Source organism: Actinophytocola sp. (genome assembly GCF_035762905.1).
Classification (GTDB): Bacteria; Actinomycetota; Actinomycetes; order Mycobacteriales; family Pseudonocardiaceae; genus DASYTH01.
In genome coordinates this window covers 1-24,227 of record NZ_DASUCC010000097.1, presented here as the reverse complement: position 1 = coordinate 24,227, position 24,227 = coordinate 1, and the positions used below count along the sequence as shown (strand labels likewise).

Sequence of the window (24,227 nt, the reverse complement as noted above, 5' to 3'; positions counted from 1 at the left end):
GCGATGAGACACGGGGCAGAGCGCGCGGAGAGTGCCGGAGCGCACGACGCTGCGCAGCCGTGGGCCGAGCGGGCCGCGGTGGCCGAGCAGGCGGTGGTGACCCGGCACCTGCGCCGGGTGTGGGCGATCCCCGGCACCCAGCTCGGGGTGCGCGGCTGGCCGGTGTCCATGGCCGGGCGGCTGCACACCCGCTGGAACTACTGGTGGCAGGCGCACCTGCTGGACTGCCTGACCGACGCCCAGCTGCGCGACCCGCAGCCGGCCCGCGCCGCCCGGATCGGCCGGCTGGTGCGCGGCCTGCGGATGCGCAACTTCGGCAGCTGGATCAACGACTACTACGACGACATCGCCTGGCTGGGACTGGCGCTGCTGCGGGCGTCGGAGGCCACCGGCGTGCCGGTGGACGCGGCGCTGCGACCGGTCGCCGCCCGGCTGCGGGAGGGCTGGACCGACCACGGCGGCGGCGGGATCTGGTGGCGGCGCAAGGACGACTTCAAGAACGTGCCGGCCAACGGCCCCGGCGCGATCCTGCTCGCCAGGTGGAGCCGGGCCGGCGGCGAACGCACCGACCTGCAGCGGGCCCGGTCGATGACCGAGTGGATCGAGCGGTACCTGCTGGACCAGGCGACCGGGCTGGTCTGGGACGGCATGCACGTCAACCCGGACGGCACGATCCGGGACATCGAGCGGACCGTCTACACCTACTGCCAGGGCGTGTTCCTCGGCGCCTGCCTGGAACTGGCCGCCGGGGACCGTTCCGGGGTGTGGGTGGGCAGGGCCGAGCGGACGGTCGGCGCGGTCGCCGAACGGGTCGCCGAGGGCGGCGTGCTGCCCGGGCAGGGCGCCGGCGACGGCGGGCTGTTCGCCGGCATCCTGGCCCGCTACCTGGCGCTGGCGGCGCTGCGGCTGCCGCTGCTCGGCTCGACCGGCGGCGCGGTGGCCGCCGGTCTGGTGTTCGGCTCGGCCGAGGCGGCGTGGCGCAACCGGGCGCTGGCCCGCGGCGGCCCGCTGTTCGGCCCGGAGTGGTCGCAGCCGGCGGTCAGCCCGCGCTCGCCCCGCGATCCCCGGCTGGAGCGGGACCTGTCGGTCCAGCTGGGCGGCTGGATGCTGGTCGAGGCGGCCGCGCTGCTGGAGCGCACCCTCTGATGGGTACCGGCGTCGTGGTGGTGACCGGGGGCAGTCGCGGGATCGGCGCCGCGGTGTGCCGGCTGGCCGCGGCCGACGGGTACGACGTGGTGGTGAACTACACCGCGGACCGGGCGGCGGCCGAGCGGGTCGTGGCCGGGATCGCCGAGTCCGGCGGCCGGGCCGTGGCGGCCGGCGCGGACGTGTCCGACGAGGCCGCGGTCGAGCGGCTGTTCGAGCTGGCCGGCGAACGCGGGCCGCTGGCCGGCGTGGTGAGCAACGCCGGGATCACCGGCAACACCCCCGGCCGGCTGGACGAGCAGCGGGTCGAGGTGGTCCGGCGGGTGCTCGACGTCAACGTGACCGGTGTGTTCCTGTGCGCGCGGGCCGCGGTGCGCCGGATGTCCACCCGGTACGGCGGGCGCGGCGGGTCGATCGTGCACGTGTCCTCGGTCGCGGCGCGGCGCGGCGGGCCCGGCGAGTGGGTGCACTACGCGGCCAGCAAGGCGGCGGTCGAGGCCATGACCGTCGGGCTGGCGCAGGAGGTCGGTGGCGAGGGGATCCGGGTCAACGCGGTGTCGCCCGGCCTGGTGGACACCGACCTGCACGTCAGCGCCGGGCTGCCGGACCGGTTGCGGCGGCTGGCCCCGCTGACCCCGATGGGCCGGGCCGGGCGCCCCGAGGAGATCGCCGAGGGGATCGTCTGGCTGCTCGGGCCGGCCGCGTCCTACGTGACCGGCTCGGTGCTGACCATCTCGGGGGGCCGGTGACCTCCTTCGCCGAGCTGGTGGACCGCGCCGCGGCGCTGGCCGGACCGGGACAGCGCCGGCTGCTCGGGATCACCGGTCCGCCCGGCGCCGGCAAGACCACGCTGGCCACGCGGCTGGTCGACGCGCTCGGCTCCCGGGCGGCCTACGTCGGGATGGACGGCTTCCACCTGGCCCAGGCGGAGCTGGACCGGCTCGGCCGGGCCGAGCGCAAGGGCGCGCCGGACACCTTCGACGCGGCCGGCTACGTGCACCTGCTCGGCCGGCTGCGGGCCCGGCGCGCCGAGGTGGTGTACGCGCCGGAGTTCCGCCGGGAGATCGAGGAGCCGGTCGCCGGCGCGGTGCCGGTGTCGCCGGAGGTCCCGCTCGTGGTCACCGAGGGCAACTACCTGCTGCTGCCCGACCCGCCGTGGCGCGAGGTCCGCCCGCTGCTGGACGAGGTGTGGTTCCTCGCCCCGCCGGAGGCGGACCGGGTGCGCCGGCTGATCGAGCGGCACCTGGCCTACGGGCGCTCGGTGCCGGCGGCCCGGGACCGGGCGCTCGGCTCGGACCAGGCCAACGCCGACCGTGTGAACGCGACCGCGCACAGTTCCGATCTCGTCCTGTCAAAGATCCCGTAACGGAGTCGGTGCCGGAGGTCCGGCTGGGGCAGGATGGCGGAGTCTCCTCCCCCGAATGGTCCCGAAAGGACACGCCATGCCCGAGTTGACTGGCGTGCACCACGTCGCGCTGACCGTGACCGACGTGGACCGCAGCGTGCCCTGGTACGAGCGGGTGCTCGGGTTCAGCACGATCGGCCGGGAGGATCAGGACGAGTCGGGGGTGCGCAAGGTGTTCCTGCGCGGCCCGGGCTTAGGGATCACGCTCACCCTGGTGCAACACCCGGTGACCGGCGGGGCGCTGTTCGACGAGCGCCGGCCCGGCCTGGATCACCTGACGTTCACGGTGCCCACCGTGGAGTCGCTGCGCGCGTGGACCGACCGGCTGGCCGAGCACGGCGTGACGTTCTCGCCGATCGCGGAGGAGTCCACCGCGCCGGGCACCGCGGTGATCGCGCTGCGCGACCCGGACGGCATCCAGCTGGTGCTGTGGGTGGACAAGGCCGCCGAAAAATAAGGTCAACCGGCGATCCGCATGTCCGCTGGAACGTAACGACAGAAGTGAATTCCGGAGCGGCGGACCAGTCACTCCCGGGCGGCGCCCACCGTCTCGGCCGGGCGGTGCATCTCCTGGCGCCACCGGTAGATCCCGTAGACGGTGCCGACCACGAAGAACGCGATGCTGCCCCACAGCGCGGCCGCCTGCAGCCAGGGCAGGTCGGAGACCAGGTCGGCAGCGTAGTAGCCGGCCAGGACCAGCGTCGGCACCCAGGCGACCGCGCCGACCGAGGTGGCCATCATGAACCGGCGCGGGTCCATCCGGGCCGCACCGGCGATCAGCGGGGCGAACGTGCGGATCCACGGGATCCACCTGGCCAGCACGATCGCCCAGAACCCCCGGCGGTCCAGGAACTCCCGGGCCCTGGCCAGGTTCGCGACGTTGAGCACCTTGCCGCCGCGCCGGGTCACGACCACGTGGCCGGTCTTGTGTCCGATGTAGTACCCGACCATGTTGCCGACGATCGCGGTGATCGTGGCGACGATGGACAGCGCCCAGGCGTGGAACTCGTGGTCGTTCTGGGCCAGCACCACCCCCGCGGCGAACAGCAGCGAGTCGCCGGGCAGGAACAGCCCGATGATGAACGCGCACTCGGTGAACACGAACCCGAGCACGATCGCCCACACCATGAAGGGTCCGGCGGACTCGAGTACCGCGGGACTGAGCCCGCCTGCCTCGGCCACCATGAGTTCCATCACGCCGGTAGCGTACGGGTCCCGGGGTTCAAGCGGTCGCCGCCACCGGATCCCCGACCGCGGCACGCAGGAACCGGCCGGCATGCCGGAGCGCGTCCCGGCCCTCCGGGATGAGCGGGAAGAAGGCCGGGAACACGTGCACCTGGCCGGGCCAGACCTGCAGGTCGCAGTGCCCGCCGGCGGCCCAGATCGCCTCGGCGAGCCGCTCGGAGTCGCCGAGCAGGCACTCGGTGTCGCCGACCTGGATCAGCACCGGCGGCCAGCGGCGCTTGTCACCTTTGAGCACGTCCAGCCGCCGATGGGTGAACGCGCGGCCACCCGCATAGGCGAGCCCACATTCCCGGGCCCGCTCCGGCGGCACGAACGGGTCGCGCCGGGCGGCGTCGCGCGCGTCCAGGGCGGCGCCGGTCAGGTCCAGGAACGGGGACAGCAGCACCGCCGCGGCCGGCATCGGCAGCCGCCTGCGGTTCAGGTCGGCCAGCAGGCCGGCCGTCAGGTGGCCGCCGGCCGAGTCGCCGGCAAGCACGATCCGCTCGGCCGGGTAGCCCGCATCCAGCAGCCACCGGTAGCCGGCCAGCGCGTCGTCGGCCGCGGCCGGGAACGGGTGCTCCGGCGCCCGCCGGTACTCCAGCAGCGCCGCCGGCAACCCGCTGGCCGCGGACAGCTCGGCGACCAGGTGCCGGTGGGCGGCCGGGCCGCCGAACACGAACCCGCCGCCGTGCAGGTAGAGGATCGCCCCGGCGTCCTCGTCGGCCGTGCGGGCGGCGATCCACCGGCCGCGCACTCCGGCCGCGGCGACCGGCGTCACCCGGGTGCCGCGCGCCAGCGGGCGGCGGCCGGCCAGGTCGAACAGCTCGCGGACCAGGCGCCGGTGCACCGGGTTGTGCAGCCGGGTGCGGTCGCCGACGCGGCGCATGCTGTTCATCAGCACGAGGGCCAGGGCCCGGCTCTGCATGCTCGGCACGATGCACCACCTTCCGACGCCGTTCCTCCCTCGACGGGGGTGGGCAGACTGTAGGTCATATCGCCCAGTCGCAAATGTGTATGAGGGCACTCGAACATCGCTGGAGAAGAGTTACGGTTTGCTGATGGGCGCCGATGATCTTCTGGCCAGGTTACGGGCGGCGGTCGGTGACGACGCCGTGCTCGTCGATCCCGATGTCACGGCCTCGTACCAGCGGGACATGATGCCGCTGGCCCCGCACGGAGCGCCGCTGGCCGTGGTGCTGCCGGCGGAGGTCGGGGCGGTGCAGGAGGTGGTCCGGGCCTGCGCCGCGGCCGGTGTGCCGATCGTGCCGCGCGGTGCCGGCAGCGGGCTGTCCGGCGCGGCCAACGCCATCGACGGCTGCGTGGTCCTGGTGCTGACCCGGATGAACGAGATCATCGAGGTCGACCCGGACAACCGGCTGGCCGTGGTGCAGCCGGGGGTGGTCAACCTGGACCTGCGCGACGCGGTGGAGAAGCACGGGCTGTTCTATCCGCCGGACCCGTCCAGCTACGACTGGTGCACGATCGGCGGCAACCTGTCCACCAACGCCGGCGGGCTGTGCTGCGTGAAGTACGGGGTCACCACGGACTCGGTGCTCGGCCTGGACGTGGTGCTGGCCGACGGCGAACTGCTGCGCACCGGGCGGCGCACGGTCAAGGGGGTGGCCGGCTACGACCTGACCAAGCTGTTCATCGGCAGCGAGGGCACCCTGGGCGTGATCACCCAGGCCACCCTGGCGCTGCGCCCGCTGCCGCAGGCCCCGGGCACCATGTTCGCCGCGTTCGACTCGGTGAGCGCGGCCGGCGCGGCGGTCAGCCGGGTGGTCCGGGAGGGCATCGTGCCGTCCCTGATGGAGATCATGGACGCCTCGTCGATCGCCGCGGTCGAGGAGTACCTGAAGACCGAGCTCGGCGCCGGCAAGGGCTGCGCGGCGCTGCTGATCTGCCAGTCCGACTCGGGCGGCGAGGCGGCCCGGCGCGAGCTGACCGCGATCGAGCAGGTCTGCGGCGACGAGGGCGCGTCGCTCGTGCACACCACCTACGACCTGGCCGAGGGCCAGATGCTGCTCAAGGCCCGCCGCGCCGTGCTGATGGCCCTCGAGGTCTACGGCGCCTGGCTCACCGACGACGTGTGCGTCCCCAGGACCCGGATCGCCGAGCTGATCTCGGGGTGCGAACGGATCAGCGCCGAGGTCGGCCTGCGCATCGCCGTGGTCGGCCACGCCGGCGACGGCAACATGCACCCGACGATCGTCTACGACCCGACCTCGGAGTCCGAGTTCGCCCGCGCCCACCAGGCCTTCGACGACATCCTCGCGGTCGGCCTCGGCCTCGGCGGCACCGTCACCGGCGAACACGGCATCGGCAAGATCAAACGCGAGTGGCTCGAACGCGAGATCGGCCCCATCGGCCTGCGCGTCCACCGCGCCATCAAGAAGGCACTCGATCCGACGAACCTGTTCAACCCCGGCTCCATGTTCGCCATGTGATGCGTATCCTATGCGCATGGCCCGCGTGAACATCACGGTCCCCGACGAGATCCTCCGCCAGGCCAAAGAAGCCGGCCTGAACATCTCCAAGCTCACCCGCGACGCGATCCTCACTGAGCTGGATCGCCTCGCCAAGATCGCCGCTTTCGAGGCCTATATGGCAGAACTCGAGGCCGAACTCGGGCCGCCGACCGATGAGCAGATCGCCGAGGCAGAAGTGTGGGCCCAGCGGGTTTTCGGCTCAGACAAGGAAGATCGCAAGCTCGCATGACGCTTATCCTGGATTCCGGCGGCCTGTCCGCACTCGCCGGTGACATCGCGAAACTCCGGCAGGTCATGGCCTGGGGGGAGTGGCCGCCAGTGGTGTCGACCGGCGTGCTCGTCGAGTCGCTGACCGGCGATCACCGCCGGGACTTCCTGGTCAACCGCTTGGTTCGGAAGTGTGTCGTCCGGCCGGTAACGGACCTCATCGCCCGGCATGCCGCAACACTTCGGCACACAGCCAAGGCGCGGGTATCCGCAATCGACGCCATTGTGGCGGCGACCGCCGACCATGCCGGCGGCGGCCTCATCCTGACCAGCGATCCGAAGGACATGTCGGCTCTGGCCGCGAACACGATCGCCCGGGTGCGGGTGTCGAAGGTCTAGCTGACCTCGGCCTTGCGGGAGCGGCGGGCGCGGATGACCTCGATGACGATGGGGAGGACCGAGATCAGCACGATCAGGATGAGCATCAGCTCGATGTTCTCGTGGACGAAGGGGATGCGGCCGAGGTAGTAGCCGAGCACGGTGACGCCGGTTGCCCAGAGGACGCCGCCGATGGCGGAGTAGATGAAGTACTTGCGCGGGTCCATGCGGCCGACGCCGGCGATGGCCGTGATGAACGTGCGGACGATGGGGACGAAGCGGGCCAGGACGATGGCGCGCGGGCCGTACCTCTCGAAGAACTCGTGGGTCTTGTCGACGTACTCCTGCTTGAACAGGCGGGAGTCGGGCTTGTTGAACAGTGCCGGGCCGGCCTTGGCGCCGATCCAGTACCCGCACATGTTGCCGACGAACGCGCACACGGTCAGCAACGCGCACACCACCCAGAGTGGCGTGTCGATGTAGCCCTTGGCCACGAACAGGCCGGCGGTGAACAGCAACGAGTCACCCGGCATGAAGAAGCCGATCAGCAGGCCGCACTCGGCGAAGATGATCAGGCACAGGCCGGGGAGCAGGAACGGGCCGAGGCTGGTCAGCAGGACCTCGGGATCGAGCCAGGACGGCAGGATCGACATCGTGTTCACGGGCACACGCATGACGTTACCTGCGCGGGCTAGAGCAGCGTCAGCAGACCGACCACAGCCCCGGCGGCCAGGCCGAGCGCGGCGGCCAGGATCAGGATGGCGAGCACCGGAACGCCTCGGTCGGGCGGCGGTAACCGGCGGGTCGGGCTGGCCGGCTCGACCGGCGCGGTGCGGGGCAGGTCGGTGCCGGAGTACAGCCCGTACCCGGCCAGGCTCGGCTCGGCCGGCGGGCTCGGCTCCGGGGTGCTCGCCGCCTGCGCGCGCAGCGCCTCGGCGATCAACCGCTCCTCCTTCTCCGCCACGGTTCGCACGCTACCCGGCCGGGTAGCGCACCGGCGTCAGCTCACCCAGGCGCCCCGGCGCAGCACCGCGGTCGGCCGGAGGCTGGCATCCATGATCACCAGGTCGGCGGCGAGCCCGGGGACGAGCGCGCCGGTCACCTTGGCCAGGCCGAGCAGCTCGGCCGGCCGGGTGGCGGTGGCGGCGACCGCCTCGAGCACGCCGAGGCCGCAGCCGCGGACCAGGTTGCGGAACGCGGCGTCCATGGTCAGCGTGCTGCCGGCCAGCGCCGCGCCGCCGGCCAGGGTGGGCACGCCGTCCACCACGGTCACGGCCAACCCGCCGACGTCGTAGACGCCGTCGCCGACCCCGGCCGCGGCGATCGCGTCGGTGACCAGCACGGTCCGCCCGGTGCCGGCGTGCCGGGCGGCCATCCGGATCACGCTGGGGTGCACGTGCACCAGGTCGCAGATCAGCTCGACGGTCACCCGCTCGTCGTCGAGCAGCGTGCCGATCGGCCCGGGCTCGCGGTGGTGCAGCGGGCGCATCCCGTTGAACAGGTGGGTGGCCACGGCCGCGCCGGCGTCGATGGCCGGCCGCACCTGGGCCTCGGTGGCGTCTGTGTGCCCGATCGCGGCCAGCACGCCGGAGCTGACCAGCTGCTTCACCGCGGGCAGCGCGCCGTCCAGCTCGGGCGCGATGGTGACCATGCGCACCGCGCCGCGGCCGGCGGTGAGCAGGCTGGTCACGGCGTCCTCGTCCGGCGGGCGCAGCACGGCCGGGTCGTGCGCCCCGCACCGCGCGACGGACAGGAACGGGCCCTCCAGGTGGATACCGGTGAGCAGCCCGTCGTCGACCAGGTCGGCCAGCGCGGCGATCTGCCGGGCAAGCTCCGGCACCGGCCGGGAGACCAGGCTGGCCAGCAGCGTGGTGGTGCCGTGCCGGCGGTGCGCGGCGACCGCCCGGGCCGCCCGCTCCGGCTCGGCCCCGGCGAACGACTCGCCGCCGCCGCCGTGGCAGTGGATGTCGACGAACCCGGGCACCACCCAGGCGCCGCCGGCGTCGACCACCTCGGTGGCCCCGGCCGGCGACGGGCCGGTGCCGACCGCGCCGATCGACCCGCGCTCCACCAGGACCCATCCCGGGTCGAGCACTCCGTCAGGGGTGACCACCCGTCCCCCGGCGATCAGCTGCCCTCGCATGCCGCACCCACTCTCCATGGCACCGACCAAACGACTCATTGGTCTATACCATAGTGCGATTCAGTGCGGCGGGTTCATGATCTTCTGCAATGCCTCGAGCGCCCGCGAGGCGGTGGACTTGACCGTGCCCTTCGAGATCCCGGCCGCCTCGGCGATCTCGGACTCGGTGAGGTTGCCGTAGTACCGCAGCACCAACACCTCCCGCTGGCGCGGCGGCAGGTGCGACAGCGCCCGGACGACCGACTGGTGCTCGGCGGTGAGCATCGCCAGGCTCTCCGCCGACCGGGCGTTCACCGCGTGCGGCGGGGTGTACTCGCGCGCGGTCTTGCGCCGGCGCAGCACGCTGCGCGACCCGTTGACCACGGCGGTGCGCAGGTAGCCGACCGCGGCGGCGGCGTCGCGCAGGTTCCCCCAGTTGCGGTGCAGGCCGGTGAACGCCTCCTGCACCACGTCCTCGGCCGTGGCCGGCTCGTCCACCAGCAGCAGGGCCAGCCGGATCAGCCGCATCCGATGCGTGCGGTACAGGTCCTCCAGCGTCAGCGGAGCCTCCGGCGCGGGCGGCGGCACGCTGCGCGTGTCGATCGCATGCAGCCGGGACAGCGTGCGCTCGACGCTGCGTTCGGCGGTTCCCTCGATGCGGTCTATACCATCCCCTGGCACGTGAGGACCCTACCTGGCGGAAAGGGGTTGCCCCTATGCCCGACTTCACGGTGGAGACCCGTTACACGGCCGACCGGGACCGGCTGCAGGCGGTCCGGCCGCGGCACCGGGCCTACCTGGACGATCTGGCGGCGCAGGGCAAGGTGCTCGCCGGCGGACCGTTCGTGGACGGCGAGTCCGGGTTCGCGGTGTACCGGGTGGCCGACATCGACGAGCTGAACCTGCTGCTGGCCGGGGATCCGTACACCACAGAGGAGGTCTCGGACGGCCGGGTGGTGCGCGAGTGGACGATCACGCTGGGGCCCTGGGCCGCGCCGCCTCAGTAGCCGCCGCCGAGCTTGAGGTGGTCCCAGCTGACCACCTTCGTCGGGGTGAACACGAGGCCAACCCGCTTGGCCGCCTGCGCCCGGATGAACTGGCTGGCCGAGGTGGCCACGTCGTCGGCGCCGGCCAGCATCCGCACGGTCAGCTCCTGTCCGATCGCGGTGATCTCCTCCAGGTCGGTGCTGATCTCCACGTCGCACTCCATGGACACCCCGCGCAGCTCCGCGTAGACCGTTCCGGTCTCCACCAGCACGGTGGCCTGCGGCAGCCGGCGCAGGTTGGCCACCTTCTGCGACTTGGTATAGGTCCAGGTGGCCAGGCCCGCGCCGCGCGGCACGTAGAACACCGGCACCAGGTGCGGCCGGCCGTTCGGTCCGATGGTGGCGACCTGCGCGGTCAGCTCGTCCGCCAGCAGTCCCGAGATCTCCTCGGGTGTCATCCGGATCTCGTCGCGCCGCGATGCCATGCCGCTACCCCGCCGTCCGCGTGTTCGCGCTGTCCGCCGCGGCCCGCCCGCCCGGCCCGACCATGCTCGCCTCCGCCGCGCCCCGGTTCTCGATGTCCGCCAGCGCGGCGGCGTCCGCTCCCGGCACGATCGCGCGGGCCTGCCGCTCGACGATCCGCGGCAGCAGCGCGCGGAACAGCTTGACCACGCCGACCCAGCCGGGCACGTGCACCGCGCGGGCCCGCCGCGCGACGCCGGCCACGATCAGCTTCACCGCCACCGACGGCGGGTAGGTCTTGCCGGACAGGCCCGGACTGGACGCGCGCAGCGGCCCGAACACCGGATGCTCGGACGCGCTGTTGACCATGTCGGTGGCGATCCAGGTCGGGTGCACCACGCCGACGTCCACGCCGAGGTGGCGGACCTCGGCCCGCAGGCTGTTGGCGAACGCCTCGACCCCGGCCTTGGCCGCGCTGTACGCCGCGTTGCCGGGGATGTGCACGATCGCCGCGAGCGAGGAGACCAGCAGCGCGTAGCCACGGCGCTCGATCAGGTGCGGCAGGGTGACCCGGACCGTGCGCCAGACGCCGAGCAGGTCCACCTCGATCACCCGCTCGAACGCGGCCGGGTCGATGGACCGGGTGAAGCCGGTGGCCGCGATGCCGGCGTTGGCGATCACCACGTCGATCCCGCCGTACCGCTCGACCACCCCGGCGACCGCCCGCTCCAGGTCCGGCCAACTGGTCACGTCCGCCGGCCAGGCACCGGCGTCCGGCCCGCACGCCGCCGCGACCGCGGCCAGCTCCTCCGGTTCCAGGCCGACCAGCGCCACCTTCGCGCCGCGCGCGGCCAGGTCCTTCGCCACCCCGGCGCCGATGCCCCTGGCCGCTCCGGTGATCAGCACGACCTTGCCCTTGACCGATCGTCCGCGTGCACCCATGCGGGCACCGTACCGAAACCTACCGGCAGTAAGCTACTGCGAGTCAGAAAGTGGACCGGGCCGGCCGATCCGGGTAGGCATGCGGTATGGCAGTCGACATCGGGGCGGTCGGCGTCTGGGCCGCGCCGCAACGCTGGCAGGGAATCGATCTCACCGAGGCGGTCGCCGAGCTGGACCGGCTCGGCTACGGCGCGTTCTGGCTCGGCGGCTCCCCGTCCGGGGATCTCGGGCTGGCCGAGGCGCTGCTCGCCGGCTCGGCGCGGATCCCGGTCGCGACCGGGATCGTCAACCTCTGGGACACCGGAACGGCGGAACTGGCGCATGCCTTCCACCGGGTGGACGGCAACCATCCCGGCCGGTTCGTGCTCGGCATCGGCGCCGGGCACCGGGAGGCGGCCGGCGCCGGCCCGTACCAGCGGCTGACCGAGTTTCTCGATGGGTTCGACGAGCGGGGCGTGCCGGCCGGTCAGCGGGTGCTGGCCGCGCTCGGCCCGCGGATGCTCGCCCTGTCCGCCGGGCGCGCCGCAGGCGCCCACCCGTACCTGGTCCCGCCCGAGCACACCCGCCGGGCCCGGGAGATCCTCGGCCCCGGTGCGCTGCTCGCGCCCGAGCAGAAGGTGCTGCTGGAGACCGATCCGGACCGGGCCCGGGCGGTGGCCCGGTGCGCCGTGCGGCCGTACCTTGCGCTGCCCGACTACACCAGGAACCTGCGCCGGCTCGGCTACGCCGACGGCGACCTGGCCGGTGCCGGCAGCGACCGGCTGGTGGACGACCTGGTCGCCTGGGGCGACGAGCGGGCCGTGCGGGACCGGGTGGCCGAACACCTGCGGGCCGGTGCCGACCATGTCGCGATCCAGGTGCTCAACGCGGGAGCCGACCGGCTCGCGGCGCTTGGCCGGCTGGCTCCCGCGCTGCTCGATCTCAGGCGCTGACCTCGACCCCGCGCCAGAACGCGACGTGGTCCCGGATCTGCGCGGCCTCCTTCTTGGGCTCCGGGTAGTACCAGGCGGCGTCCTCGTTGCGCTGACCGCCGACGTCCAGCGTGTAGTAGCTGGCCTCGCCCTTCCACGGGCAGGTGGTGTGCGTTTCGGAGGGGCGCAGGTACTCCTTGCGCACCGACGAAATGGGGAAGTAGTGGTTGCCTTCGACCACGGTGGTCTGGTCGCTCTCGGCGATGATCTCGCCATTCCAGCGTGCGGTTGCCATGTACCCAATATCCTCCTGGCGGCGTGAGTTCCTCGCTCCGGCCGGCGAATAGGATCTGACCGACGGTAAGAGCGCCGTGCCGGCTTCGAGGAGGACGTTTCCCATGCCTATCGCCACACCCGAGGTCTACGCCGAGATGCTGGACCGGGCCAAGGCGAACGAGTTCGCTTATCCGGCCATCAACGTGACCTCGTCGGAGACCCTCAACGCCGCGCTGCGCGGGTTCGCCGAGGCCGAGAGCGACGGCATCGTCCAGGTGTCCACCGGCGGCGCGGAGTTCGCGTCCGGCACCAAGATCAAGGACATGGTCACCGGCGCCACCGCGCTCGCCGAGTACGCCCACGTGGTCGCCGCGAAGTACCCGGTGAACATCGCGCTGCACACCGACCACTGCCCGAAGGACAAGCTGGACGGCTTCGTCCGGCCGCTGGTCCGGATCAGTCAGGAGCGGGTGGCGGCCGGGGCGAACCCGCTGTTCCAGTCGCACATGTGGGACGGCTCCGCGGTTCCGCTCGACGAGAACCTCAAGATCGCCGCCGAGCTGCTCGACGAGACGGCCAAGGCGAAGATCATCCTCGAGGTGGAGATCGGCGTGGTCGGCGGCGAGGAGGACGGCGTCATCGCCGAGATCAACGAGAAGCTCTACACCAGCGAGGACGACTACCTCAAGACGATCGACGCGCTCGGTTCCGGCGACAAGGGCCGGTACCTGCTGGCCGCGACGTTCGGCAACGTGCACGGCGTCTACAAGCCGGGCAACGTCAAGCTGCGCCCGGAGGTGCTCAAGCGCGGGCAGGAGGTGGCCGCGCAGAAGCTCGGCCTCGCCCCCGGGTCCAAGCCGTTCGAGCTGGTGTTCCACGGCGGGTCCGGCTCGCTGCTCGAGGAGATCCACGAGGCGCTGTCCTACGGCGTGGTGAAGATGAACATCGACACCGACACCCAGTACGCCTACACCCGCCCGGTCGCCGACCACATGCTGAAGAACTACGACGGGGTGCTCAAGATCGACGGCGAGGTCGGCAACAAGAAGACCTACGACCCGCGCAGCTACCTCAAGGCCGCCGAGCAGGCGATGGCCGTCCGGGTCACCCAGGCCTGCGACGACCTGCGCTCCGCCGGCCGGATGCTGGCCGGCTGATGACCAACCTCCTTGGGCCGGAACCCACCCGGCTGCCCGACCGTCCCGAGCCGCAGGCCGCGCTGGACTCCGGCGCCGACCCGGTCGAGGTGGTGAGCTCCTGGCCGGACTTCAGCGAGGGCTGGGCGGCACTGGCCGAGCGTTCGTTGTCCGCCGGCGACCCGGTGGCCGGCTACGCCTACGCCCGCACCGGCTACCACCGCGGCTTGGACCAGCTGCGCCGGGCCGGCTGGAAGGGTCACGGCCCGGTCCCCTGGTCACACCGCCCCAACCAGGGCTTCCTGCGGGCGCTGGCCGCACTGGCCAGCGCCGCGCAGGCGATCGGCGAGACCGAGGAGTACGAGCGCTGTGCCCGGTTCCTCGACGACTCCGACCCGGCCGCCGCGAAGGCGATCAGCAGCGGTTGAGCATGTCGGTCAGCGCCGCCTTCTCCGCCGTGTTGACCGTCAGCGTCCACCGGAACTTGGTGTGCACCCACATCTTCGCGTAGGTGCACCAGTACGTGGTGCGCGGCGGCTTCCAGGTCGCCGGGGTCTGGTCGCTCTTGGACTGGTTGACGTTGTCGGTCACCGCGATCAGCTGCGGGCCGGACAGGTCGTTGGCGAACTGCTGGCGCTGGGCGGTGGTCCATCTCGAGGCGCCGGTGCGCCAGGCGTTGGCCAGCGGCACGATGTGGTCGATGTCCACATCGGACGCCGCGGTCCAGGTGGCGCCGTCGTACGGGCTGAACCAGCGCCCGGACACCGACGCGCAGGACGAGTCGGTCACCACGCTGGTGCCGTCCCGGCGCAGCACGGTTTCCCGGGTGTTGCAGCTGCCGGAGACCGTGCTCCAGTGCGGGAACAGATCCCGCGAGTAGCCGGAGCTGGACCCGTCCGCGGCCACCCGCAGCTCGGCCAGCTCGGAACGGGCGGTGGTGGTGCTGGGAATGCCGGGCGGTGTCGCGTTCGCCGGGGCGGCGAACACGAGCACCGCGAGTAACGCCGTGAAAAGGGCGCACAGATTTCGCAGGGAAAACATGGCACCTCCGTGTGCAGGGTCACGTCGGAACGTCACCGAATCTGTCGCACGCAGGTGAACGGGGTCAACAATCCCCGGTTAACACTCAGACCGGGCAGAGCGGCCGGTTCTCCGGGTTCGGGTTCGGCCAGTACCCGAACCGCGGCTGCCCGGGACTGCGCACCGCCGCCGAGCAACCCCGCTCCCGGACCGTCGCCGACGAGTAGCCGACCCCGGGGCGCAGACCGCCGATGTCCCGCAGCTGGATCATCGGCTCGTCGAAGTACACCGTGGACCGGTCCCCCTTGGGCTGCACGCAGCCGGCCGGCACGAACCCCCACACCCCGTAGCTGCCGCCCGGCCGCGGCGCGCTGACCAGCGCCACCGAGCCGTCCTTGGTCACGTACCGGTAGGCGACCCGGTTCAGGTCCAGCCCGGACACCCGCTGCGCCGGGTCGACCTGGTCCGGCCCGTCGGCGTGGCGGGTGTAGTTCAGCGACAGCACGCAGTCCGCGGTGGCGGCCAGGGTGACCCCGGTGCCGAACACCACCCGCCGCCAGCGGCCGTCCACCTGGCGCAGCGAGTGGAACGGCGCGTTGATCGCGCCCACCCAGTCCCGCCACCGGTCCAGGTCGGTGCCGCACGCCTCGCGGACCCCGTCCAGCCCGCCCGGCTGGCTGGCCCGGCGCAGGTGGCCCCGCATGACCCAGCCGACCGGGGTGGCCATGGCGTGCCGCGGGTTCAGCCGGACCCGCACCCAGCCGCCGCAGTAGGCGGTCACCTCGGCCTGGTCGCCCGCGGTGGCGTTGGCCAGCACCAGCCGGCCGGGCACCTCGCGGACCGTGGCCCGGTCGGCGGTGATCGTGTCGGTCTGGGCGGCCCGCACCGGGGTGGCGACCAGCACGCCGGTGCCGCTCAGCACGAGCGCGGCGATAACGAGAGGGATTTTCATGTGCCTAGTACGGCCGAGCCGGGCGGCCGCGTCACGCCCGGTTGCTCAGCCCGGCAACGCGATTGCGCGCAGGTCCTCGGTGTGCCGGTACCAGGTGAACCGGCGCACCGGCCGGTCGTGCGGCACGCCGTCGGACACCACGGCGGCCGGATGGCAGCCGACCTGCAGTGCCCGACCCCGGAACTCCCGGGCCCGGCGCAGCCCGCCGGGCACCACCCGGCCGCACACCCCGCCGGCCGGGTCCGGCCGCGCCTCGATCCGGGCCGCCCGGCCGCGCAGCGCCAGTTGGTCGTCGCAGTAGGCCTCGCCGTCCACCGGCCCGATCCGGCCGAGGCCGACCAGCACGCCGCCGGAGTCGTCCCGGATGAGCGGCAGCCGCGCCGGCGGGCCGGCAAGGGCGAAGCCGAGGGCGTCGGCCGGCAGCCGCCACACCGACGCCGCCACCGAGCGGACCGCCGGAACGTAGCCGACCGGCAGGTCGAGCCGCTCGGCCCGGAGCAGCCGGAGCACCACGGCGGCCAGGTCGGCGTCCGTGCCGGCCACCACGACCCGGTCTGGCCCGGCGGCCAGCAGCGGGTCGAGGTCGGCCCGGCCGGGCCGCTCCGGGACGGCGACCCACCCCGGCCGGCTCGGCACCGGGCCGCAGGCCAACACCAGTGCGTCCACCGCCACCTCCTGCACTACGCTCGATTACCGGCGTTTTCACCTGAACGGCTGAGCCACCCTGGGAGTCTCACATGCCGGCAATCGTGCTCATCGGAGCCCAGTGGGGCGACGAGGGGAAGGGCAAGGCGACCGATCTGCTCGGGGAGCGGGTCCAGTGGGTCGTGCGGTACCAGGGCGGCAACAACGCCGGGCACACGGTGGTGCTCCCCAACGGCCAGGACTTCGCCCTGCACCTCATCCCGTCCGGGATCATCACCCCGAACGTCACCAACGTGATCGGCAACGGCGTGGTGGTCGACCCGGGTGTGCTGCTCGCCGAGCTGACCGGGCTGGAGGGGCGCGGCGTGGACACCGGCCGGCTGCTGATCTCCGCCGACGCGCACCTGATCATGCCCTACCACGTGGCCATCGATAAGGTCACCGAGCGCTACCTGGGCAAGTCCAAGATCGGCACCACCGGCCGGGGCATCGGGCCGGCGTACCAGGACAAGGTGGCCAGGGTCGGGGTCCGGGTGCAGGACCTGCTGGACGAGAAGATCCTGCGGCAGAAGGTCGAGGCCGCGCTGGACTTCAAGAACCAGATCCTGGTCAAGGTGTACAACCGCAAGGCTCTGGACCCGGTGCAGGTGGCCGACTCGGTGCTGGCCCACGGCGAGAAGTTCGCGCACCGCATCGCCGACACCCGGCTGCTGCTCAACCAGGCGCTCGAGCGCGGCGAGGTGGTGCTGCTCGAGGGGTCGCAGGGCACCCTGCTGGACGTCGATCACGGCACCTACCCGTTCGTCACCTCGTCCAACCCGACCGCGGGCGGCGCGTCGGCCGGCTCGGGCATCGGGCCGACCCGGATCGACACGGTGATCGGCATCCTCAAGGCGTACACCACCCGGGTCGGCTCCGGCCCGTTCCCGACCGAGCTGCACGACGAGATGGGCGAGCGGCTGCGCAAGACCGGCGGCGAGGTCGGCGTGACCACCGGCCGGGCCCGGCGCACCGGCTGGTTCGACGCGGTGATCGCCCGGTACGCCGCCCGGGTCAACGGCATCACCGACTACTTCCTGACCAAGCTCGACGTGCTGTCCGGACTGGACCGGGTTCCGGTCTGCGTGGCCTACGAGATCGACGGCCGGCGGGTGGACGACATGCCGATGACCCAGACCGACGTGCACCACGCCCACCCGGTCTACGAGGAGCTGCCCGGCTGGTGGGAGGACCTCTCCGAGTGCCGCACGTTCGACGACCTCCCGGCCAACGCGCGCGCCTACGTGGAGCGTCTCGAGGAGCTGGCCGGCTGCCGGATCTCCGCGATCGGCGTCGGCCCGCGCCGCGACCAGACGATCGTCCGGCACGACCTCACGCCGTGACGGAAGCCTGGCCGGACCTCGCGCGCACCTACGACGCGGTGGCCGCCGACTACGCCGAGCGGTTCGCCGGCGAGCTGGCCGGCAAGCCGTTCGACCGGGGCCTGCTGGACGCCTTCGCGGAGCGGGTCCGCGGCCCGGTGCTCGACGTCGGCTGCGGGCCGGCCGGGCACATCGCCCGCTACCTGGCCGACCGCGGCGTCGCGATCCACGGCGTGGACCTCTCCCCGAAGGGCGTCGCGCTGGCCGCGGCCAGCCATCCCGACATCGGCTTCGCGGTCGCCGACCTGCGGGCGCTGCCGGTCGCGGATGCCAGCCAGGCCGGGTTGGTCGCGTTCTACTCGGTGATCCACATTCGCCGGCCGGAGCTGCCGGCCGTGTTCGCCGAGTTCCACCGGGTGCTGGCACCCGGCGGCGAGCTGCTGATCGCCATGCACGGCGGCACCGGCGAGGTCGGCGTGGACGACTGGTTCGGCCGCGCGGTGTCCACCCGAGCCACCCTGGTGGAGTTGCCGGAGCTGGCCGGGCTGCTCGAGGCCGCCGGCTTCGCGGTCCTCGAGCAGCACCGCCGCGACCCCAACCCAGAGGAGTTCCCCACCCCACGGCTCTACTGTTCCGCCTCTCCGGGGATCAACTGCTGTTGATGCGTTCCAGCCGGTGGTGCGGTTGGCGGATTGATTGTGGCTGGGTGCCGTCACGGTGCCCCTGAGGTAACTGTTGGCCGGGTGCGGACTTTCACACAAGATCCAAGGGACAGGCCCTAGCTGCGGGCGGCTACTCCGATGTCGGTGTTGTCGGTGAAGAACCCGTCGATGCCGGCGGCGAAGTGCGCGTCCAGTTCGGCGAACAGGTTGCCGTACGCGGTCGGGTCGGCCGAGCTGCGCAGGTTGGTGGGCAGGAAGTTGTTCTCCGCGCGGAACGTGTACGGGTGCACCTCGAGTCCCGCCGCGTGCGCGTCGCGCACCAGCGGAGTCGGCGTGGTCAGGTTTCCGGCCGCGTCCCGGGGGATCACCTGGACCTTCTCCGGACCGACGCCGTCGGCGTAGCGGGCGATCTCCCGCAACCCGGCCGGGGTGACCAGGTCGGCGTAGGTGCGCGGGTCGCCGGTGTCGACGAAGTCGAACGGGGCGCCGACCGATGAGGTGAGCTGGATCAGCGGCACCCGCAGCTCCCGGTCCAGCGCCCTGAGGTTGGACACCTCGAAGGACTGCACGAACACCTTGGCATTGCCCCGGTTCAGCCCGTTGCGGTTGAGCGTGGCCACCAGCCGCGGCTCCAGCGCGAGACCCTGCTTGCGGAAGTAGGTGGGGTGCTTGGTCTCCGGGTAGATGCCGATCTCCCGGCCCAACTCGCGGGACATGCGCCGGGACAGGTCGATCACCTCCTGCAGGGTGGGCACCCGCTCCCGGCCGTCCCAGATGGTGTTCTCCTGGCGCAACTGCGGGATGCGTTCCTTTGCCCGTAACGTCTTCAGCTCGGCCAGCGTGAAGTCCTCGGTGAACCAGCCGGTGGTGGGCACGCCGTCGAGCGACTTGGTGCTGCGCCGGGCGGCGAACTCCGGGCGGTCGGCCACGTCGGTGGTGCCGCCGATCTCCGGCTCGTGCCGGGCGACCAGCACGCCGTCCTTCGTGATCACCAGGTCCGGCTCGATGTAGTCGGCGCCCATCCGCGCCGCGAGTTCGTAGGCGGCCAGGGTGTGCTCCGGCCGGTAGCCCGAAGCCCCGCGGTGGCCGAGGACCAGCGGCCGCGCCTCGTTGCGGCCGTCCCCGCCGGCCGGTGCGGCGGGCTCGGCGACCACCGCCGACGCGCCGCCGGCCAGCGCCAGGGTCAGGGTCGAGATCACAGCCAGCCGCGGGATCTTCGTGCGCATGGTCGTCTCCCAAGAGGTCACGGTGCGATAAACGCCGATTGACGGTACGGCGGAAAAATTCTTTCGAACACCCACCACGGGTAGGTTGCCAGTTGATGATCCAGGAACCACCGACCGGCGAACTCGACAAGCGCCCGGCGCCGGTCGAGACCGTCGGCGCGCACGACGAGGAGCGTCCGGCCCGCCGGCTGGGCCCCTGGTGGGACCGGTTCGTCCAGGTCTGCGCGATCGGCATCGCGCTGCTGGTGCTCTGGCAGGTGTTCTTCCCGTTCGCCCAGGGCGTGCAGTTCTGGTTGATGATCTTCGTCGCGCTCACCCTGCCGCTGGTGTTCCTGAGCTACCGGCGGACCGCGCGCCGCCGTGACCCGGACGCCGCCGACGATCCCGGCGCGCTGGACCTCACGCTGGCCGCGCTGTCCCTGCTGACCGGCCTGTATCCGGTGCTGCCGTTCGGGTCCGGCGGTTTCGCGGGCGGCTACGACGCGTTCCTCGACCGTGGCGGCCAACTGTCCACATGGGACATTCTGGCCGGAACCGTGCTGCTCCTGCTGATCCTGGAGGCGACCAGGCGCACCACCGGGCTGGTGCTGCCGATCGTCTGCCTGCTGTTCCTCGGCTACGCCTACTACGGCGGCTACCTGCCGCAGAACTGGGGCGTCGCGCACGCCGGCGTGGACTTCAGCCAGATCGTGAACGGACTGTTCAACGACCAGAGCGGTTTCTACGGCATCCCGACCGGGGTGGCGGCCAGCTACATCGTGCTGTTCACCATCTACGGCGCGGTGCTCAACTCCTCCGGCGCCGGGAAGTTCTTCGTGGACTTCAGCTTCGCGCTGTTCCGCGGCTCCCGCACCGCGCCCGGCCGGACCGCGGCCACGTCCGGGTTCCTGCTCGGCACCGTGTCCGGCTCCGGCACCGCGACCACCGTCACGCTCGGCGCGGTGACCTGGCCGGTGCTGCGCAGAGCCGGCTACCCCAAGGAGAATGCCGGCGGGTTGCTCGCCGCGTCCGGCATCGGCGCCATCCTCTCGCCGCCGACGCTCGGTGCCGCGGCGTTCATCATCGCCGAGTACCTGGAGACCTCGTACCTGACCGTGATGGTCTGGGCGATCATCCCGACCGTCCTGTACTACCTGGGCATCGTGCTGGCGGTGGAGATCGACGCGCGCCGGTTCGGCGCCCGCGAGGTGGCCGTGGACGTGCCCGGGGTGTGGCGGGTGCTGCGCCGCGGCGTGCACCACTTCGCCTCGCTGGCCGTCATCGTGGTGTTCCTGGCGCTGGACATCCCGCCGTTCACCGCCGTGGTCTACGCCACCGGGGTGGCCGCGCTGTTCGCGCTCGGCGCGACGGTGTTCGCGGTCCGGGCCGAGGATCCGGACGGCCGGCCGCTGTGGGTCCGGGTCCTGCGGCGCTGGCTGGCGGCGCTCGCCGGCGCGCTGGCCGAGGGCATCCGCGGGGCGCTGCCGGTCGTCGCCGTGTGCGCGGCCGCCGGGGTGATCACGTCGGTGATCACCAAGACCGGGCTCGGCCAGGTGCTGGCCGAGGCGCTGGTCGAGTTCGCCCGGCTGCTGTCGCCGAACGCCACCGTGGTGCTGATCCTGACCGTGCTGTTCGCCGCGGTCGCGGTGAGCGTGCTCGGCCTCGCCGTCCCGGTGACCGCGTCGTTCATCATCGCCTGGGTGGTGATCGGACCGGCGCTGATCGACCTCGGCGTGGACCGGCCGGAAGCCGCGATGTTCATCTTCTACTACGCGGTGCTCTCCGAGGTGACCCCGCCGACCGCGCTGGCCGCCGTGGCCGCGGCCGCGATCACCGGTGGCTCGGTCACCGCGACCATGTGGCAGACCTGGAAGTACACGCTGCCGGCGTTCCTGGTGCCGATCGCGTTCGTGCTCACCGACAACGGCGCGGCCCTGCTGCTGAACGGCACCGCGCTCCAGGTGCTGTGGGTGACCGCGGCCTCGGCGCTGGGCGTTGCGGCGCTTGCCGGGCTGACCGGCGGCTGGCTGCTCGGCCCGGCGCGGCTGCCCGAGCGGCTGCTCTGCCTGCCGGCCGCGGCGCTGTTGCTGTACCTGCAACCGGTGTCCGTCGGCATCGGCGTGGCGTGCCTGGCCGCCGCCGTCGTCGTGCACGTGCTCGGCCGAAGGAACCCGGTAGAAGCCGAGGAAGCGGATGAGGGCAAGGAGGCCGACCGTGCGAACGCGTAAGTTGTCAGTCCTGGCCGGGTTGTTGGCGATCGGCCTGATCGGCACCGGATGTGGTGGGAAGCGCACCGACGCGCCGTCCGACGCCGCCGGGTCCGGCGAGCAGGTCGCCTGCGAGGCCGCGGACGGCCGGATCACCATCGCCACCGGCAACACCGGCGGCGTCTACTACACCCTCGGCGGCGGGCTGGCGCAGCTGATCAGCGCCAACACCAAGCTGCGCGCCACCGCGGCGGAAACCGGCGCTTCGGTGCAGAACATCAAGCAGTTGGTGGCCGGCGACTACGACGTGGCCTTCGCGCTCGCCGACACCGCGGCCGACGCGGTGAACGGCACCGGCAGCTTCGAGGGCAAGCAGAAGGTCGCGGCGCTGGCCCGGATCTACTCCAACTACACGCACGTGGTGGTGCGGACGAGCAGCGGGATCAACAGCCTCGCCGACCTGCGCGGCAAGAAGATCTCCACCGGCTCGGCCAACTCGGGCACCGAGGTGATCGCCAACCGGCTGCTCCAGTCCGCCGGCCTCGACCCGGCCAAGGACGTGCAGGCGCAGCGGCTGGCGCTGCGGCCCACCGTGGACGGCATGAAGTCCGGTCAGCTCGACGGGCTGGTCTGGTCCGGCGGCCTGCCCACCCCGGAGATCACCGACCTCACCACGTCCCTGCGGGACCAGGTGAAGTTCATCGACATCACCGGCCAGTTGGACGCGCTGAAGAAGATCAACCCGGTGTACGACCGGGGCGGCATCCCGGCCGCCACCTACCAGCTGCCCGGCGACGCGCCCACCATCGTGGTGCCCAACATGCTGCTGGTGCGCGAGGACTTCACCGCCGGCAACGCGTGCGCGATCACCAAGCTGATCTTCGACAAGCAGGCCGACCTGGAGAAGGTGCACCCGTCGGCCAAGGAACTCTCGCGCGACACCGCGCCGAAGACCGACCCGGTGCCACTGCACCCCGGCGCGCGGCAGGCCCTCGGCGGCTGACCAGGGGCGAACATCTAGGCTCGTCACCGTGCGTGTCCTCGTGATCGGGTCCGGCGCCCGCGAGCATGCGTTGCTGCTCGCACTGGCGCACGACCCAGAGGTGACCGCGCTGGCGTGCGCGCCGGGTAACGCCGGCACCGCCGCGCTGGCGGAGTCCTACGGCGTCGACGTGACGGCGCCGCCGTCGGTGGCGGACCTGGCCGTGCAGTGGCGGGCAGAGCTTGTGGTGATCGGGCCCGAGGTGCCGCTGGTCGCCGGTGCCGCCGATGCCGTGCGGGCGCGCGGAATCGCCTGCTTCGGGCCGTCGGTCGAGGCGGCCCGGATCGAGGGCTCCAAGGCGTTCGCCAAGGACGTCATGGCCGCGGCCGGGGTGCCCACCGCGAAGGCCGAGGTGGTGGACAACCCGGCCCGGCTGGACGCCGCGCTCGCCCGGTACGGCCCGACCTGGGTGGTCAAGGACGACGGTCTGGCCGCCGGCAAGGGCGTCGTGGTCACCGCCGACCCGGCCGCCGCCCGGGCGCACGCCATGACCCTGCTCGACGCCGGCCACCCGGTCCTGCTCGAGTCCTTTCTGGACGGTCCGGAGGCGTCGCTGTTCTGTCTGGTGGACGGCACCACCGTGGTGCCGCTGCTGCCGGCCCAGGACTTCAAGCGGGTCGGCGACGACGACACCGGTCCGAACACCGGCGGCATGGGCGCGTACGCCCCGCTGCCGTGGGCCGCCCCCGACCTGGTCGCGGACGTGGTCGACCGGATCGTCGGTCCGGTGGTGGCCGAACTCGCCGCCCGCGGCACGCCCTACTCCGGCCTGCTCTACGCCGGCCTCGCGCTCACCTCCAGCGGCCCCCAGGTCATCGAGTTCAACTGCCGGTTCGGCGACCCGGAAACCCAGGTCGTGCTCCCCCTGCTCCGCACCCCCCTTGCCCGCCTGCTGCACGCCACCGCCACCGGCACCCTTGCCGCCCAACCGCCGCTGGACTGGTCCGACGGCTACGCGGTCACCGTCGTGATCGCCGCCGACGGCTATCCCGGCCGCCCGCGCTCCGGCGACGTGATCACCGGCGCCGAGCTGGACGGCATCCTGCACGCCGGCACCCGCCGCCGCGAAGACGGCGCCATCGTCTCCTCCGGCGGCCGGGTGCTCTGCGCCGTCGGCACCGCCGCCACCCTCGATGCGGCCCGCACCGCCGCCTACGACAAGGTGGCCGCCGTGCACCTGCCCGGTTCCCACCACCGCACCGACATCGCCCTGCACGCCGCCCGGGGAACCGAACCCCCCAGATCCCCCGTCCAAGTGGGGTAGCCTGCGAAGCGAGAGCGTACGGTCACAGGGAGCGTGCAGGGGATGGACCTTCTCGGACCAATCGGCCGCGGCCTCACCCAGGCCTTCGCCGACCTCGACACCTACAACAGCGCCCTCACCTCCGGCACCTTCACCGTCACCAAAGACAACGTCCTCGCCGCCGCCAAGATCATCAAGACCCAGGC

At 72.4% G+C, this 24,227-nt stretch carries 29 protein-coding genes; 16 read left to right on the top strand and 13 right to left on the bottom strand.

The features are described 5' to 3' along the window. Positions 1-3: 3 nt before the first annotated feature. The 4 genes from VFV67_RS20385 to VFV67_RS20370 all read left to right on the top strand — a co-directional run bounded on the left by VFV67_RS20385 (position 4) and on the right by VFV67_RS20370 (position 3,008). Positions 4-1,146 carry a glycoside hydrolase family 76 protein gene (locus VFV67_RS20385; protein ID WP_326472164.1) on the top strand — a complete coding sequence of 381 codons (1,143 nt, stop codon included), beginning with the start codon at positions 4-6 and terminating at the stop codon, positions 1,144-1,146. Next, positions 1,146-1,895 (top strand): SDR family oxidoreductase, encoded by a 750-nt coding sequence (locus tag VFV67_RS20380; RefSeq protein ID WP_326472163.1) that lies wholly within the window; start codon positions 1,146-1,148, stop codon positions 1,893-1,895. Before VFV67_RS20385 ends, VFV67_RS20380 begins: the two co-directional genes overlap by 1 nt. Further along, positions 1,892-2,512, top strand: coding sequence for a nucleoside/nucleotide kinase family protein (locus VFV67_RS20375; protein ID WP_326472162.1), 621 nt, complete (start codon positions 1,892-1,894; stop codon positions 2,510-2,512). Before VFV67_RS20380 ends, VFV67_RS20375 begins: the two co-directional genes overlap by 4 nt. Before the next feature lie 76 nt (positions 2,513-2,588). Beyond that, the gene (locus VFV67_RS20370) at positions 2,589-3,008 is read left to right on the top strand and encodes a VOC family protein (RefSeq protein WP_326472161.1); all 420 of its coding nucleotides are present in this window, start codon (positions 2,589-2,591) and stop codon (positions 3,006-3,008) included. A gap of 68 nt (positions 3,009-3,076) precedes the next feature. Here VFV67_RS20370 and VFV67_RS20365 read toward each other — a convergent pair whose 3' ends face one another. Next, entirely contained in the window at positions 3,077-3,745 is a 669-nt protein-coding gene (locus VFV67_RS20365; protein ID WP_326472445.1) for a DedA family protein, read from the bottom strand. 28 nt (positions 3,746-3,773) lie between these two features. Beyond that, entirely contained in the window at positions 3,774-4,700 is a 927-nt protein-coding gene (locus tag VFV67_RS20360; RefSeq protein WP_326472444.1) for an alpha/beta hydrolase, read from the bottom strand. Between the two features lie 133 nt (positions 4,701-4,833). Between VFV67_RS20360 and VFV67_RS20355 the strand changes: the two genes are divergently transcribed. The 3 genes from VFV67_RS20355 to VFV67_RS20345 all read left to right on the top strand — a co-directional run bounded on the left by VFV67_RS20355 (position 4,834) and on the right by VFV67_RS20345 (position 6,870). Then, entirely contained in the window at positions 4,834-6,222 is a 1,389-nt protein-coding gene (locus VFV67_RS20355) for an FAD-binding oxidoreductase (RefSeq protein ID WP_326472160.1), read from the top strand. Between the two features lie 16 nt (positions 6,223-6,238). Then, a complete protein-coding gene (locus VFV67_RS20350) occupies positions 6,239-6,493 on the top strand; it encodes a type II toxin-antitoxin system CcdA family antitoxin (protein ID WP_326472158.1) in 255 nt (84 codons plus the stop codon). A gap of 92 nt (positions 6,494-6,585) precedes the next feature. Next, on the top strand, positions 6,586-6,870 hold the full coding sequence (locus VFV67_RS20345) for a type II toxin-antitoxin system VapC family toxin (RefSeq protein WP_326472156.1): 285 nt from the start codon (positions 6,586-6,588) through the stop codon (positions 6,868-6,870). Here VFV67_RS20345 and VFV67_RS20340 read toward each other — a convergent pair. Genes VFV67_RS20340 through VFV67_RS20325 form a run of 4 tightly spaced genes read right to left on the bottom strand, consistent with a single transcriptional unit; the run spans position 6,867 to position 9,652 of the window. Continuing rightward, entirely contained in the window at positions 6,867-7,523 is a 657-nt protein-coding gene (locus VFV67_RS20340) for a DedA family protein (RefSeq protein WP_326472154.1), read from the bottom strand. The genes VFV67_RS20345 and VFV67_RS20340 overlap by 4 nt on opposite strands. Before the next feature lie 17 nt (positions 7,524-7,540). Beyond that, entirely contained in the window at positions 7,541-7,813 is a 273-nt protein-coding gene (locus tag VFV67_RS20335; protein WP_326472152.1) for a hypothetical protein, read from the bottom strand. A gap of 36 nt (positions 7,814-7,849) precedes the next feature. Beyond that, on the bottom strand, positions 7,850-8,992 hold the full coding sequence (gene nagA, locus VFV67_RS20330) for an N-acetylglucosamine-6-phosphate deacetylase (protein WP_326472150.1): 1,143 nt from the start codon (positions 8,990-8,992) through the stop codon (positions 7,850-7,852). A gap of 60 nt (positions 8,993-9,052) precedes the next feature. After that, a complete protein-coding gene (locus VFV67_RS20325) occupies positions 9,053-9,652 on the bottom strand; it encodes a SigE family RNA polymerase sigma factor (RefSeq protein WP_326472149.1) in 600 nt (199 codons plus the stop codon). Positions 9,653-9,687: 35 nt separating this feature from the next. On the opposite strand from VFV67_RS20325, the gene VFV67_RS20320 reads away from it, so the two are divergent. Further along, positions 9,688-9,978, top strand: coding sequence for a YciI family protein (locus tag VFV67_RS20320; RefSeq protein ID WP_326472147.1), 291 nt, complete (start codon positions 9,688-9,690; stop codon positions 9,976-9,978). Here VFV67_RS20320 and VFV67_RS20315 read toward each other — a convergent pair. Next, complete coding sequence (locus VFV67_RS20315) at positions 9,972-10,442, bottom strand: pyridoxamine 5'-phosphate oxidase family protein (protein WP_326472146.1); 471 nt, start codon at positions 10,440-10,442, stop codon at positions 9,972-9,974. The two genes, VFV67_RS20320 and VFV67_RS20315, sit on opposite strands and share 7 nt — an antisense overlap. Before the next feature lie 4 nt (positions 10,443-10,446). Further along, positions 10,447-11,361: a short-chain dehydrogenase/reductase gene (locus tag VFV67_RS20310; RefSeq protein ID WP_326472144.1), complete on the bottom strand. Its 915-nt coding sequence runs from the start codon at positions 11,359-11,361 to the stop codon at positions 10,447-10,449. Positions 11,362-11,447: 86 nt separating this feature from the next. On the opposite strand from VFV67_RS20310, the gene VFV67_RS20305 reads away from it, so the two are divergent. Next, a complete protein-coding gene (locus tag VFV67_RS20305; RefSeq protein ID WP_326472142.1) occupies positions 11,448-12,293 on the top strand; it encodes an LLM class F420-dependent oxidoreductase in 846 nt (281 codons plus the stop codon). Here the strand turns inward: VFV67_RS20305 and VFV67_RS20300 are convergent. Then, positions 12,283-12,567, bottom strand: coding sequence for a DUF427 domain-containing protein (locus VFV67_RS20300; protein ID WP_326472140.1), 285 nt, complete (start codon positions 12,565-12,567; stop codon positions 12,283-12,285). The genes VFV67_RS20305 and VFV67_RS20300 overlap by 11 nt on opposite strands. A gap of 103 nt (positions 12,568-12,670) precedes the next feature. On the opposite strand from VFV67_RS20300, the gene fbaA reads away from it, so the two are divergent. Then, a complete protein-coding gene (gene fbaA, locus VFV67_RS20295) occupies positions 12,671-13,705 on the top strand; it encodes a class II fructose-bisphosphate aldolase (RefSeq protein ID WP_326472138.1) in 1,035 nt (344 codons plus the stop codon). Then, positions 13,705-14,112 carry a DUF3151 domain-containing protein gene (locus tag VFV67_RS20290; protein ID WP_326472135.1) on the top strand — a complete coding sequence of 136 codons (408 nt, stop codon included), beginning with the start codon at positions 13,705-13,707 and terminating at the stop codon, positions 14,110-14,112. The genes fbaA and VFV67_RS20290 overlap by 1 nt, the downstream gene beginning before the upstream one ends. On the opposite strand, the gene VFV67_RS20285 is transcribed toward VFV67_RS20290, so the two are convergent. The 3 genes from VFV67_RS20285 to VFV67_RS20275 form a co-directional block, all read right to left on the bottom strand. Then, complete coding sequence (locus tag VFV67_RS20285; RefSeq protein WP_326472133.1) at positions 14,099-14,725, bottom strand: HNH endonuclease family protein; 627 nt, start codon at positions 14,723-14,725, stop codon at positions 14,099-14,101. The genes VFV67_RS20290 and VFV67_RS20285 overlap by 14 nt on opposite strands. Before the next feature lie 85 nt (positions 14,726-14,810). Beyond that, positions 14,811-15,656: a hypothetical protein gene (locus tag VFV67_RS20280; protein WP_326472132.1), complete on the bottom strand. Its 846-nt coding sequence runs from the start codon at positions 15,654-15,656 to the stop codon at positions 14,811-14,813. Positions 15,657-15,701: 45 nt separating this feature from the next. Continuing rightward, the gene (locus tag VFV67_RS20275) at positions 15,702-16,322 is read right to left on the bottom strand and encodes a hypothetical protein (RefSeq protein WP_326472131.1); all 621 of its coding nucleotides are present in this window, start codon (positions 16,320-16,322) and stop codon (positions 15,702-15,704) included. Positions 16,323-16,393: 71 nt separating this feature from the next. Here VFV67_RS20275 and VFV67_RS20270 point away from each other — a divergent pair, with 71 nt between their 5' ends. Then, on the top strand, positions 16,394-17,683 hold the full coding sequence (locus VFV67_RS20270) for an adenylosuccinate synthase (RefSeq protein WP_326472129.1): 1,290 nt from the start codon (positions 16,394-16,396) through the stop codon (positions 17,681-17,683). Next, a complete protein-coding gene (locus VFV67_RS20265) occupies positions 17,680-18,324 on the top strand; it encodes a class I SAM-dependent methyltransferase (protein ID WP_326472128.1) in 645 nt (214 codons plus the stop codon). Before VFV67_RS20270 ends, VFV67_RS20265 begins: the two co-directional genes overlap by 4 nt. Positions 18,325-18,440: 116 nt before the next feature. On the opposite strand, the gene VFV67_RS20260 is transcribed toward VFV67_RS20265, so the two are convergent. After that, positions 18,441-19,550 (bottom strand): glycerophosphodiester phosphodiesterase, encoded by a 1,110-nt coding sequence (locus VFV67_RS20260; protein WP_326472127.1) that lies wholly within the window; start codon positions 19,548-19,550, stop codon positions 18,441-18,443. 95 nt (positions 19,551-19,645) lie between these two features. On the opposite strand from VFV67_RS20260, the gene VFV67_RS20255 reads away from it, so the two are divergent. From VFV67_RS20255 to purD, 3 genes are read left to right on the top strand one after another with little or no spacing between them, the layout of a single operon-like run. Continuing rightward, a complete protein-coding gene (locus VFV67_RS20255) occupies positions 19,646-21,757 on the top strand; it encodes a TRAP transporter fused permease subunit (protein ID WP_326472125.1) in 2,112 nt (703 codons plus the stop codon). Next, on the top strand, positions 21,744-22,739 hold the full coding sequence (locus VFV67_RS20250) for a TAXI family TRAP transporter solute-binding subunit (protein WP_326472124.1): 996 nt from the start codon (positions 21,744-21,746) through the stop codon (positions 22,737-22,739). The genes VFV67_RS20255 and VFV67_RS20250 overlap by 14 nt, the downstream gene beginning before the upstream one ends. A 28-nt stretch (positions 22,740-22,767) precedes the next feature. Continuing rightward, entirely contained in the window at positions 22,768-24,042 is a 1,275-nt protein-coding gene (gene purD / locus VFV67_RS20245; protein WP_326472123.1) for a phosphoribosylamine--glycine ligase, read from the top strand. Positions 24,043-24,227: the final 185 nt, after the last annotated feature.